Raw genomic sequence first — 13,081 nt, 5'->3', positions numbered from 1 at the left:
CGGTTTTTTCTAAACACATTATAACAAGATGAAAAAAAACATTTTATCAATCGTTCTTTTATTTATTGCAAGCATTTCTATTGCCCAAAAAAACCAACGTATTGCATACATTGATATGGAGTACATACTTCAAAATATTCCTGAATATTTAGAAGCTCAAAACTCTTTAGATGCAAAAGTTGAAAAATGGAAGACCAGATTAGATAAAGAAGCCCGTGCCATTGAAGTGTTAAAAACAGATTTAGCTAACGAAAAAGCTATCTTAACAAAAGATTTAATTGAAGAACGTGAAGAAGACATCAAGATAAAACATGAATCTTTACGTAGATTAGAATCCTTATACTTTGGTCCGAAAGGAGATATGTATAACTTAAGAAGGCAATTAATTAAGCCTATTCAAGATCAAGTATATAATTCGGTACAAACTATTGCTTCAAGAAAAAAATACGATTTTGTTTTTGATAAATCTAGCGAGCTAGTTATGCTGTATTCAAACAAAAAACACGATATTAGCGATCTTGTTGTAAAAATGATCAATATTGATCAAAGAAAACAAGAAAAAAGAGATAAGATAGCAGCTAAAAAAGAACTACTTAAAGGTGAAGGTTTAAGTGAAGTACAAAAACAAAGAGCTGCTAAAAAGGAAGAATTAAAAAAGAAAAAGCAAGCAGATAGGTTAGCTAGAATTAAATTAATTGAAGAAAAGAGACAAGCTAAACTAAAAGCTAGAGATGAAAAAAGAAGATTGTTACTAGAAAAGAAAAAGGCTTTAAGAAAAGCCAAAGAAGAAGCCAAAAAGCAAGAAGAAGAAAAGCAAAATAAAGAAAGTCAACAAACAGACGAAAACAAATAAATCAAGAATAAAGAACAAAAATTAAATTAAAACAACAGAGATGAAACATTTAAAAACGTTATTATTAGTTGCAATTTTTACGATTGGATTAGGTGGTGTGGCAAATGCACAAAAAACTGCACATATTAATACTGATAAATTATTAGCTGATATGCCTGCTACTAAAGCTATGAAAGCGGAATTAGAAAAGTTAAATAAAACTTACCGTGATGATATCGAAGCTATGTACAAAAAATTAGAAGCTAAGATAAAGAAATATGAAGCAGAAGGTAAAAGCCAAACTCAAGAAATAAATCAAAAGAGAGCTTTAGAAGTTCAACAAGAAAGAAGAAGAATTGCTCAAGCTGAACAATCTGCAGGTCAAGAAATGCAAAAGAAATATCAAGAAAAAACACTTCCTATTTTAAAGAAAGCTGAAGAAGCAATTAAAGCTGTAGCTGCTGAAAAAGGAATTATCTATGTATTCGATGCTACTCCAGGAAAAGGATTAATCGTTTACGATAAAGGAGAAGATATTTACGGAGCTGTAAAAGCTAAATTAGGTTTCTAATAAAAAGCTTTAAAAATATATTATAAAAATCCTGCTGTATACAGCAGGATTTTTAATTTTGTTACATATGACAACTACAAATTCTAAATATCCCATAGGCATTTTTGATTCTGGTATTGGTGGAATCTCAATTTGGAAAGAAATAAATAAATTACTACCATTTGAAAGTACTATATATTTATCTGATAATAAAAATGCTCCTTATGGTCAAAAGTCTAGAGAAAAAATCATTGAGTTATCGGTAAAAAACACAGAATACTTAATAGACAGAGGTTGTAAGATTATAGTAGTTGCTTGTAATACTGCCACAACAAATGCAATTAAGCATTTAAGAGCTAATTATAACATTCCTTTTATAGGTATAGAACCAGCTATTAAACCTGCCTCAATTCAAACAAAAACAGGTGTTATAGGTATTTTAGCTACAAAAGGAACTCTAAATAGTAGCTTATTTGAAAAAACCTCTTCTAAAATTGATGATAATATTACAATTATAGAACAAGTTGGTGAAGGCTTAGTTGAACTTATTGAAAATGGTGAAATGCATTCTACAGAAATGACAAAACTCTTAAAAGTATACATAAATCCAATGCTTTTAAACAAATGTGATTCAATAGTACTAGGTTGTACTCATTACCCTTTTTTAATGCCGCAAATTAGATCTATAGTTGGTCCTGATGTGAATATTATAGACTCAGGAGAAGCTGTTGCAATGCAAACAAAAAATATCTTGCAGAAAAACAATGCTCTTTATCCAATGAATGACAGTCCATCAAACATATTTTTTTCAAATAAAGAAGAAATGGTTCTACAAGATATTTTGAAAGAATATAAAAATATTACAATAAAATATTCTGATTTTTAAAAGCTTCCGTTGATGTTAGGACAAGCAGAAGCTCTTCTTTTTCTACATAAAACATCTATACCAAAAGAAAGTTGGTGAAAACCACCATTTGCAAAAACAACATCTCCAGTTTGCTGGGTATAAGTATAAGCAAACATCATGTTCTTATAGTTTAGTCCTAAAATTGGAGTTACGTAGTGAGCATCTCCAAAGACACTACTATCAAAACTTCTTCTATAAGATAAAGCAGCCCATAATTGACTTTTTTCAAAAGTCTTATATACCTTAAAGTTTATGTCTCCTATTTTTTCACCTGTTTGTTCTTTATATTGAATCATAACAGATGGTTCAAATTGTAATTTTTCTTTATCTCCAAAAAAGTAACTAGCACCAAGAATATAATTTCTTAAGTTCAATGACTCAAAGCTTGAATTTAAATTGTTCTTAGCTGATAATAAGATATTTTTTACAGTGAAATAAGAAGCAAATCCTTTGTAGTGGTATGCCATACCAAAATCTGCATTGAAATAAAAATTACTTTCTATTACCTGACTAACTACAGGATCGTTTACAAACCTTCTTTGATCTACTTCATTTTGTACAATAGACATAGAAAGACCAAATGATAACTGGTTAAATAAATTCTCATTACCCATATCTAAATGATATGCATAAGTTCCTTGAAGTCCTTTTTGAGAATGATAACCGTTTTTATCATTAAATAAAATTAAACCGTATCCAGCATTTGAGTTTTCGTTAAATTTAGCATGAAAACTTGCTGTTTGTAAAGCAGGTGCATCTTTAACACCTATCCATTGCTGTCGAGCAGTTAACCTCAACTTACCACAATCACCAACTCCCGCAGCAGCTGGATGCAATAAGTAAACATTATCAGATAAATAATCTGCATAAATAGGCAGAGTTTCTTGTGCTGAGATATTAGACACAAAAACTAATAAAAACAAAACAACAATTTTTTTCATATACTTTAATTGATAAATAGCCGTCAAATATAGCCAAGAGAAATAAGAAATTTGCTTATTTTTTAAAAAAGTATAAATATAATTCATGTTTTTAACATATTAATGACCTAATCTATAGGCCGATGGTGTTTTTCCTTTTAGTTCTTTGAACTTTCTATTAAAATTAGATATGTTTTTAAAACCTGATTTTTCAGACACTTCTATTATTGAATAATCTTTATTTTGCAATAGCTTGCATGCCTTTTCTATTCTAAGCTCATTTAAAAAAGTAAAATACGTTTTATTTGTTCTTTGCTTAAAATATCTACAAAAAGCATTAGTAGTCATATTAGCTACCTCAGATATATCCTCTAATTCTATCTTCTTATTAAAGTTATTTAGTGTATAATCCATAACGTCTCCCATTCGTTTACCTTCATTATCCGAATATTTCTTTTTATAAAAAAAAGACGAGAGAGGTTCTATTTCAGATTTTATGATAACATTAATCATCTTTATAAAAACAATGAACTTTACTAAATCCCTACTTTTTTGAAGCTTTAAAAAATATTTTTTTAATTTTTCTTTGTTTGTTTTTACTCTGAAACTGTTTTGCGAGTTAACAAAAAAGCTAGTTAACTCTTTAAAATCATCTAGTTCAAAAAAATCTTTACCAAAAGATTCTTTTGTAAAAAAAAGCGATATCATGAATGATTTTTTTATTCTAGAAATATCACTTTTAAAAACATGAGGCTGATTACCACCAATAACAAAAATATCTTCAGACTCGTAATCATTAACCGTATCTCCAATAATCAACGTGCCCTCACCTTTCACTATATAACATATTTGTATTTCTTTATGCTGATGAAGCTTATCATAAAAAGCATTGCCTTTATCTTCTTGGTATATTAAACCTAAGTTTTTTGTTTTTGGTATTTCAAACGGTAGAACTTTCATGAGTAATATTTTACGCTAATCTATAACATATTAACCAATATAATACTAAATTAACAATAGATAGATAATATAGTATACATAATAGCTAAAAAACAAACATATGCCTTTGGCAATCATATATAGATTTGCAATAAAAAAAACAAAATGAGTATAAATTGGAAAGGCGTTATGCCTGCTGTAACAACAAAGTTTACAAATGAGGACACCTTAGATTTAAACATGTTTGAAGTGAATATTAAAGCACAGTTAGATGCTCAAGTTCATGGAATTGTTTTAGGTGGGACATTAGGTGAAGCTAGTACATTATCTACAGAAGAAAAAAGAGAATTAACCAAAACTACAGTTGATATTGTAGATGGTAAAGTTCCTGTGTTAATGAATGTAGCTGAGCAAACTACAAAAGGAGCTATTGAAGCTGCACAAAGAGCAGAAGAAGATGGAGCTAAAGGCCTTATGATGTTACCTCCTATGCGTTATAAATCTGGAGATAGAGAAACAGTTGAATACTTTAAAGCTGTAGCAAACAATACTTCGTTACCTATTATGGTTTACAATAACCCTGTAGATTATAAGGTGGAAGTTACATTAGATATGTTTGAAGATTTATTGGAATGTAAAAATATAGAAGCAGTAAAAGAATCAACTAGAGATATTTCTAACGTTACGAGGATTAAAAACCGTTTTGGTGATCGTTTAAAAATAATGACTGGTGTTGACACATTAGCTCTTGAAAGTTTATTAATGGGGGCTGATGGTTGGATTGCTGGTTTAGTATGTGCTTTTCCAAAAGAAACAGTAGCTATTTACGAATTACAAAAAGCAGGAAGAATACAAGAGGCATTAGAAATATACCGTTGGTTTTTACCTTTGTTAGAATTAGATATAAATTCTAAATTAGTCCAAAATATCAAATTAGCAGAAGTAGCAACAGGTATAGGTACAGAAAATGTTCGTGCGCCACGTTTACCATTAATTGGAGAAGAACGTAAACATGTATTAAATGTTATAGAAACTGGATTAAAGAACAGACCTACTTTGCCTGATTATAAAAACTTATAGAATGATAACAGGAAAAAATTATATAGGAGATACAATATCAGCAACAGGAAACAAAACATACACAACGTTTAACCCAGAGTTAAACAAAGAAAATGAAGTTGTTTACACTGAAGCTACTCAAGAAGAAATTAACGAAGCTGTTTCTTTAGCATCAAAAGCTTTTAAAGAGTATAGAAATGTTTCTGGGAAACAAAAAGCAGCTTTTTTAAACGCCATTGCAGATGAAATATTAGCTTTAAATGATGAGTTAGTTAAAACTTATTGTTCAGAAACTGGATTACCAGAAGGTCGTGCAAAAGGAGAAAGAGGAAGAACTGTATTTCAATTACGCTCTTTTGCTGACTTAGTAGCAGAAGGTTCGTGGGTAGAAGCTACAATAGATACGGCTATTCCAACAAGAGAACCTTTACCTAAATCAGATATAAGAAAAATAAATATTCCATTAGGACCTGTGGTTGTTTTTGGTGCTAGTAATTTCCCACTTGCTTATTCAACGGCTGGTGGTGATACAGCAGCTGCATTAGCAGCAGGTTGTCCAGTTATTGTTAAATCGCATCCCATGCATGCTGGTACTGGTGAATTAGTTGCCTCTGCTATAATAAAAGCGGCTCAAAAAACTAATATGCCAAAAGGTGTATTTTCAAACCTAAATTCAAGTGGAATTGAAGTTGGCCAACAATTAGTATCACACCCAGAAGTAAAAGCAGTTGGTTTTACAGGAAGTATACAAGGTGGAAGAGCTTTATTAGATTTAGCAGCTAAAAGAGAAGAACCTATTCCTGTATTTGCAGAAATGGGAAGTATTAATCCTGTGGTTATATTACCAAAAGCATTACAAAACAGAGGTGAAACTTTAGCAAGTACTTATGCTGGTTCAATTACTTTAGGTACTGGGCAATTTTGTACAAATCCAGGATTAATTTTAGGAATTAAAGGTGAACAACTAACAAATTTCACAAATGATTTAGCTTCTAAAATTGTAGAAATATCTCCTTCATTAATGCTACATCCAAATATTGTTGCTGCTTATGAAAGTAATAAGGGAAAAGCATTAGCACAAAGTGGATTAGTTGTCGTTGGTAAATATGAAAATGAAGTACAATCAAACTATGCAACACAGATTATTACTACTGTAGAAGGAGCAACATTTTTAGAAAACACAACATTACATCAAGAAGTGTTTGGTCCCTTTTCAATGGTAGTACAATGTGAAAACGCAGCTCAATTAGAAGAAATTATTTCTCAACTAGAAGGACAATTAACAGGAACTGTTATTTCTGATGAAAATGAAATAACTCAATATGGATCTGTTGTTTCAGCATTACAAAACAGAGTTGGACGTATTATATTCAATGGAGTTCCTACAGGTGTAGAAGTTTGTCCGTCTATGGTACATGGAGGTCCATATCCAGCGTCTACAGATAGTCGATTTACAGCAGTTGGAATTGGATCAATAAAACGTTGGGTACGTCCATTTAGTTATCAAGATTGGCCAAATGAATTATTGCCAGATGAACTAAAAAACGAGAACCCGTTGCAAATTTCACGTTCGGTTAACGGTATGTTAACAAAAAACGGTGTCAAATAGTAAATTTTAAGAATTTCTTTAGATAGTACAAAAAATCAAACCTTACTTTTGTCCTGTCTAGAGATTGAAACAATGCCAGCTTTATTTTTATAATAGAGGAATTTTTTGAAGGGTTTTTTCTAAGAGAGAATACAAGCTGGCGCTTCAATTAAAGATGAGAAAGACTTTTTTTTGCGTCGATGCGCATACTTGTGGTAATCCAGTAAGAGTTGTTGCTGGTGGAGGACCAAATCTTATTGGTACCAACATGAGTGAAAAACGCCAACATTTTTTAAAAGAATACGATTGGATTCGTAAAGGTTTAATGTTTGAACCTAGAGGACATGATATGATGAGTGGTTCCATCCTATTTCCTCCTCATAATCCAGAAAATGATTTTGCAATATTATTTATTGAAACATCTGGTTGCTTACCTATGTGTGGACATGGTACTATAGGAACTATAACTATTGCTATAGAAGAAGGCTTAGTTACTCCTAAAATACCTGGCAAAATTAAAATGGAAGCTCCAGCTGGTTTGGTTGAAATAGCATATCAACAAACAGGTAAAAAAGTAGATTGGGTTAGACTAACCAATGTTAAAAGCTATCTAGCAGCTGAAAATTTAACTGTTGATTGCCCTGAATTAGGAGAAATCACTTTTGATGTTTCTTATGGAGGAAACTACTACGCTATTGTTGATCCACAAAAAAACTTTAGTGGAGTTCATGATTTTACCGCTTCAAAAATTATTCAATATTCTCAGGTAGTAAGAGATAGAATTAATGAGGAATATCCAGACTTATTTATTCATCCAGAAAATGATACCATAAGAGATGTAACCCATATGCTTTGGACAGGTAATCCTTTAGACCCGACTTCTTCTGGACGTAATGCTGTTTTTTATGGCGACAAAGCTATTGACAGAAGTCCTTGTGGAACTGGTACATCAGCTCGTTTAGCTCAGTTACATGCTAAAGGAAAACTTAAAACTGGAGAAGAGTTTATCCACGAAAGTTTTATTGGAAGTAAATTTATTGGAAGAGTAGAAAAAGAAACAACTTTAGCAGGGAAACCAGCCATTATTCCAAGTATACAAGGTTGGGCTAAAGTATACGGATATAACAACATTATTATTGACGATCAAGATGATCCATATGCACATGGATTCCAAGTAATATAAAATGAGTAAAAAAGTAGTAATTATTGGTGGTGGAATTATAGGTTTATCTTCAGCTTATTATTTACAAAAAGCTGGACATGAAGTAACAATTATTGATAAATCAGACTTTTCATCTGGAGCTTCTCATGTAAATGCAGGTATTATTACACCTAGTCATATTATTTCTTTAGCTGCTCCTGGTATGATTAACAAAGGAATAAAATGGATGTTTAGTTCTACAAGTCCTTTATCTATTAAACCCCGATTAGACCTTGACTTTTTTAAATGGTCCTTACTTTTTAAAAAAGCTTCTACTCATAAAAAAGTACAGCAATCAATTCCTGTTATCAAAGACATTAATTTGTTTAGCAAAGAATTATATGAAAATATTAAAGCTTCTAATGACTTTGACTTCTTTTATCAAGACAAAGGCTTACTAATGTACTATAAAACGGATAAAGCAGGTGAAGAAGAATGGAATGTGGGAAAACAAGCTATTAAAGAAGGGTTAAAAGTTGAAAACTTAACCAAAGAAGAAGTTCAAAAGCTAGAACCTAATAGTAACTTAGATATTAAAGGGGCTGTGTACTATCATTCAGATGCACATATGACTCCAAATGAGTTTATTCCACAATTAAAATTACATTTAGAAAAAAACGGAGTTACTTTTTTATCAAATGAAGAAGTCTTAAAAATTAATATTTCTAAGAATGAAGTAACCTCAATCGATACCAATAAACAAAACATATTGGCAGATGAATATGTTTTAGCAACAGGCTCTTGGACACAAGATTTAGCTAAGAAATTACAAATAAATATTCCTGTACAAGCAGGTAAAGGTTATCGAATTAATGTAAAAGAAGAAACTGGCATTTCAATTCCAGCAATCCTTATGGAAGCAAAAGTTGCCGTTACTCCAATGAATGGTTTTACTCGATTTGCAGGAACCATGGAAATTGGAGGTATTAATCATAAAATAAACCCAGCACGTGTTAAAACAATAGCCAATGCTGGCGAACAATATTATTCTGGTTTAAAAATAAAACAAGAAGACATTGATAATGCCGATTGTGGTTTACGACCTTGTTCTCCTGATGGCTTACCATATATTGGACGCTTATCTAAAGTTAAAAATGTTACCGTAGCAACTGGTCATGCAATGATGGGGTGGAGTTTAGGACCTGCAACTGGAAAACTAGTTTCAGAAATTATTTCTGATGAAAAACCTAGCCTGAACTTAACTCCTTTTAATGTAGAACGATTTGCTTAAAAGCATTTTTTAATTTATTAATTTTATCGAATGATTTCAGAAAAACTAGCAGCCTTAAGAAAAGAAATGCTTCTAAAAAAAATAGATGCATTTATTATTCCTTCAACAGATCCGCATCAATCAGAATATGTAGCTGATTACTGGAAATTACGTGAATACTTTTCTGGGTTTACTGGTTCAGCTGGAACATTGGTTATTACACAAGATACAACTGCGTTATGGACAGATTCTCGTTACTTTTTACAGTTTGATGACGAATGTGGAAATACTGAGGTTAAACTTCACAAACAATCTATACCACACGCACCAGAACATGTAAAATGGCTTTGTAATTTGCTAAAAAACAATTCGGTTATAGGAATAGATTACCGTCAATTCTCTAAATCGCAAGTAGATTATATATTGAGTTTTACCAATGAAAAGCAAATTCAACTACAAAACGAGCCTCATTTTTCCAAACATATTTGGACAGACAGACCAAGTCTTCCAAATTTTGAAATAGATATACATCCTTTTGAATTTAGCGGAGAAACTACTGCTTCAAAACTTTCAAAAGTTCAAGAAGAAATTCAAAAACAAAACGCCGATTTTTATTTCTTTTCTTCATTAGATGAAATAGCTTGGTTGTTTAACATTCGTTCTCGTGATGTTGATTTTACCCCCCTGGTTACTGCATATGCTTTAGTAGGAAAAGAAAAAACTCTTTTATTCTGTGATAAAAATAGATTTTCTCAATCTGCTATTACTGCTTTTGAAAAACTACATATTGAAATAGTTTCTTACGATTCAATTGCAACTATTTTACCTTCAGTAACCAATGATAAAAACATTATTACTGATTCTTCTTCTTTAAATTATGCTGTATTTGATGCCATAAATGGTAAATTCCAGTATCAAAACTCAATAGTTAAAGAGTTAAAAGCCATAAAAAACACTGTTGAAATACAAGGTGAAGAAAACTGTATGCTAAAAGACGGTGTAGCACTAACAAAATTCTTTATTTGGCTGGAAAAAGAATTAGAAAAAAAATCAATTTCTGAATACGAATTAGGAAAAAAACTAGAAAGTTTTAGACAACAACAAGAACATTATGTTGGTGAATCTTTTGCTGCCATTGTTGGGTATAAAAAAAATGGCGCTATTATTCACTATACAGCACCAGAACAAGGTTCTTCTATCATAAAAAATGAAGGTATTTTATTATTAGATAGTGGCGCTCAATATAAAGACGGTACTACAGATATTACAAGAACTATATGGTTAGGAGGTACCCCTTCTGAAAAAATTAAAACAGCATACACATCAGTTTTAAAAGGATATATTTCTTTAGAACAACAACAATTTCCTATAGGAACTACAGGAACTCAAATTGATGCTTTTGCTCGTATGCATTTATGGCAAAACGGTTTAAACTACCCTCATGGAACTGGACATGGTATTGGTAGTTTTGGTATGGTACACGAACCCGCTCAAGGTTTTGCTACTGGGCCTACAACTGCTAGAGGTACAACCCCTCATTTAGCCAATCAATTTACAACCATAGAACCTGGTTGCTATGTTACCAATGAATTTGGAATTCGTATTGAAAACATTGTTCTTTCTGAAGTAGTCCAAGAAACTGAATTTGGTACATTTTTAGGTTTTAGACCTTTAACTCTTTGTTACATAGACACACAACTAATCAATGTTACTATGTTAACCAATAAAGAAATTGAATGGTTGAATTCTTATCATCAAGAAGTCATAAAAAAACTCACTCCTTTATTAAATAATAATGAAGTGAGTTGGTTACAAAACAAATGTAAACCTATAGAATTATCTTAGTATAAATCCGTCTTTCATTGGGTCATTAGGATCTATTATAAAAGTTTGTTTTCCTGTAATATAAGCAGTTCCTTCTACTTGTGGTATTACTGATGTAAACGAACCATATTGATCTTCTGAAACTACGGAACCTTTAAATACAGAACCTGTTATACTTTCTATAGTCATAGTTTCTCCAAAGTCTATTTCTTTTCTAGCCTTATGTATTGCCATTCTTCCTGACACTCCTGATCCAGTAGGACAACGATCTACTTCACCTTCAGCAAAAATGCATACATTTCTACTATCATTACCTGACTCTTGCTTTGTATTATCGATAAAAATAGTTCCATATAAAAAGCTTAAATCTTCTTCATATGGATGTTTCACTTCTTTATCTTCTTTCATTACCGCATGTTTAATATCCATTCCTTTGCTTATTAATTTTCGGTAAGAATTAGGAGTTAAATCAAAATCTAAATTATTTTTAGCCATATCAACATATGCATAAAAAGCACCTCCATAAGCTAAATCATATACTACCTCTCCTACTCCATCTACATTTACCTTTCTATCTAAACCTACAACAAAGCTAGGTACACAATGAAAACGAACTCCTGTTACTTTTCCATCTTTTACATTTGCATATGATGTAATTCTACCACAAGGCGCATCTATTTTTAAAATATTATCACCTTCTTTTACATCTACCCAATTCATTTCTATTGCCAACGTAGAAATAGCTATAATGGCATGACCACACATTGTAGAATACCCTTCATTATGTAAAAACAGAATTCCAAAATCACCTTCATCATCATTAGGTGGTAATAAAATACAACCATACATATCTGCATGACCACGTGGTTCAAACATTAGTGCTGTTCTTAAATGATCATAATTTTCTTTACAATATCTACGATATTCTAATACCGAATTTCCTTTTAATTCTGGAAACCCGTCTACAATAACACGTAAAGGTTCTCCCCCAGTGTGCATATCAATAGTTTTGATTTGCAACCAATCTTCAGACGGATTGAACTCTGTTTTTGAAAGTATATTTTGGTATGTTTTACTCATTGGTATATTGATTGTAATAATAATTTGCAGCTGCTAAATCTTCCAGAGCGTGCCCTACCGATTTAAAAACTGTTATTTCTGTTTCTGAAATTCTTCCTTTTTTCTGATCTGAACTTAACTCAAATAAATCTGCTTTGATTTCCTCCTCTTTAAGCGTTCCATTTTCCAATGGTATTACAATATCTCCGCTTTCTTTTAAACCTCCTTGAAAAGTATCTACAAATACCGTTGCCTTCATTATCACATCATCGTCAGCTTCTCGCATATTCTTTTTATACGCTCCTACTAAGTCTATATGTTGTCCTTTTCTTATCAACTTACCTAAAACTAAAGGTGTTGCTGATAATGTTGCGCAAGAAATAATATCTACCTCTCCTATTTTTTCTTCAATAGTTTGAATGGCCGTTATAGAGAAGTTTTCTTCTTGCAAACTATTAACTATACTAACAGCTTTTTCAAAATTCCTTCCCCAAACAAACACTTCTTTTATAGGTCTAACTGAAGCATGTGCTTTAATAAGATTTACTGATAAAGCTCCTGTACCAATCATTAATAAAGAACTTGAATTTTCTTTTGATAAAAATGTGGATGCCAAAGCTGAAGCAGCAGCCGTCCTTTTTACTGTTAAACTTTTTGCTTCTAAAATAGCTTTAATAGTACCTTTTAAAGCATCTAAGTATATGTATGTCCCATTTATGGAAGGTAAATTAAATTGACCATTCTCCGGACTTACTGTTACTATTTTTACTCCTGCATTTTTATTGGGTTCCCAAGCTGGCATCAACAATAATGTAGAATCTGCTTCAACCTCTGGATTTGGAAAATCGTGATGATGCCTCATAGGAACAATCACATCTTTTTTAGAAAAGCTTTTTTTTAATTCAGCTATTAGCTCAGGAAAACTCGTATTTCCTTCAATAAAATCGCTACTTATTTGAATAATAGGGTTCATAGGATAAAAGTACATGTTT

12 protein-coding genes are annotated in these 13,081 nt (G+C 31.5%); 8 read left to right on the top strand and 4 right to left on the bottom strand.

Features of this window, described 5'->3' with window-relative positions:
* Positions 1–28: 28 nt before the first annotated feature.
* From F7018_RS10345 to murI, 3 genes are all read left to right on the top strand, one after another.
* Positions 29–853: an OmpH family outer membrane protein gene (locus F7018_RS10345; protein WP_150899989.1), complete on the top strand. Its 825-nt coding sequence runs from the start codon at positions 29–31 to the stop codon at positions 851–853.
* 40 nt (positions 854–893) lie between these two features.
* Positions 894–1,403: an OmpH family outer membrane protein gene (locus tag F7018_RS10340; protein WP_150899988.1), complete on the top strand. Its 510-nt coding sequence runs from the start codon at positions 894–896 to the stop codon at positions 1,401–1,403.
* Between the two features lie 67 nt (positions 1,404–1,470).
* Positions 1,471–2,268 (top strand): glutamate racemase, encoded by a 798-nt coding sequence (murI, locus tag F7018_RS10335; RefSeq protein WP_150899987.1) that lies wholly within the window; start codon positions 1,471–1,473, stop codon positions 2,266–2,268.
* Here the strand turns inward: murI and F7018_RS10330 are convergent.
* Together F7018_RS10330 and F7018_RS10325 are read right to left on the bottom strand one after the other, a co-directional pair.
* Positions 2,265–3,317, bottom strand: coding sequence for a PorP/SprF family type IX secretion system membrane protein (locus F7018_RS10330; RefSeq protein WP_246175142.1), 1,053 nt, complete (start codon positions 3,315–3,317; stop codon positions 2,265–2,267). The genes murI and F7018_RS10330 overlap by 4 nt on opposite strands.
* A gap of 12 nt (positions 3,318–3,329) precedes the next feature.
* Positions 3,330–4,169, bottom strand: a complete 840-nt coding sequence (locus F7018_RS10325; RefSeq protein WP_150899986.1) for an AraC family transcriptional regulator — start codon at positions 4,167–4,169, stop codon at positions 3,330–3,332.
* A 144-nt stretch (positions 4,170–4,313) separates the two neighbouring features.
* Between F7018_RS10325 and F7018_RS10320 the strand changes: the two genes are divergently transcribed.
* From F7018_RS10320 to F7018_RS10300, 5 genes are all read left to right on the top strand, one after another.
* A complete protein-coding gene (locus F7018_RS10320; protein WP_150899985.1) occupies positions 4,314–5,228 on the top strand; it encodes a dihydrodipicolinate synthase family protein in 915 nt (304 codons plus the stop codon).
* Between the two features lies 1 nt (position 5,229).
* Entirely contained in the window at positions 5,230–6,816 is a 1,587-nt protein-coding gene (locus tag F7018_RS10315; protein ID WP_150899984.1) for an aldehyde dehydrogenase (NADP(+)), read from the top strand.
* A gap of 154 nt (positions 6,817–6,970) precedes the next feature.
* A complete protein-coding gene (locus F7018_RS10310) occupies positions 6,971–7,978 on the top strand; it encodes a 4-hydroxyproline epimerase (RefSeq protein WP_150899983.1) in 1,008 nt (335 codons plus the stop codon).
* A 1-nt stretch (position 7,979) separates the two neighbouring features.
* Complete coding sequence (locus tag F7018_RS10305; protein ID WP_150899982.1) at positions 7,980–9,227, top strand: NAD(P)/FAD-dependent oxidoreductase; 1,248 nt, start codon at positions 7,980–7,982, stop codon at positions 9,225–9,227.
* Between the two features lie 30 nt (positions 9,228–9,257).
* The gene (locus F7018_RS10300) at positions 9,258–11,051 is read left to right on the top strand and encodes an aminopeptidase P family protein (protein WP_150899981.1); all 1,794 of its coding nucleotides are present in this window, start codon (positions 9,258–9,260) and stop codon (positions 11,049–11,051) included.
* On the opposite strand, the gene F7018_RS10295 is transcribed toward F7018_RS10300, so the two are convergent.
* Positions 11,043–12,110: a proline racemase family protein gene (locus F7018_RS10295; RefSeq protein ID WP_150899980.1), complete on the bottom strand. Its 1,068-nt coding sequence runs from the start codon at positions 12,108–12,110 to the stop codon at positions 11,043–11,045. The genes F7018_RS10300 and F7018_RS10295 overlap by 9 nt on opposite strands.
* A complete protein-coding gene (lhpI, locus tag F7018_RS10290; RefSeq protein ID WP_246175141.1) occupies positions 12,103–13,077 on the bottom strand; it encodes a bifunctional Delta(1)-pyrroline-2-carboxylate/Delta(1)-piperideine-2-carboxylate reductase in 975 nt (324 codons plus the stop codon). Before lhpI ends, F7018_RS10295 begins: the two co-directional genes overlap by 8 nt.
* Between the last annotated feature and the right edge of the window lie 4 nt (positions 13,078–13,081).

It is taken from the genome of Tenacibaculum aiptasiae, from assembly GCF_008806755.1.
GTDB classification, from domain to species: Bacteria; Bacteroidota; Bacteroidia; order Flavobacteriales; family Flavobacteriaceae; genus Polaribacter; species Polaribacter aiptasiae.
Note: the sequence above shows the minus strand (reverse complement) of the source record. Positions and strands in the feature narration are given on the sequence as shown.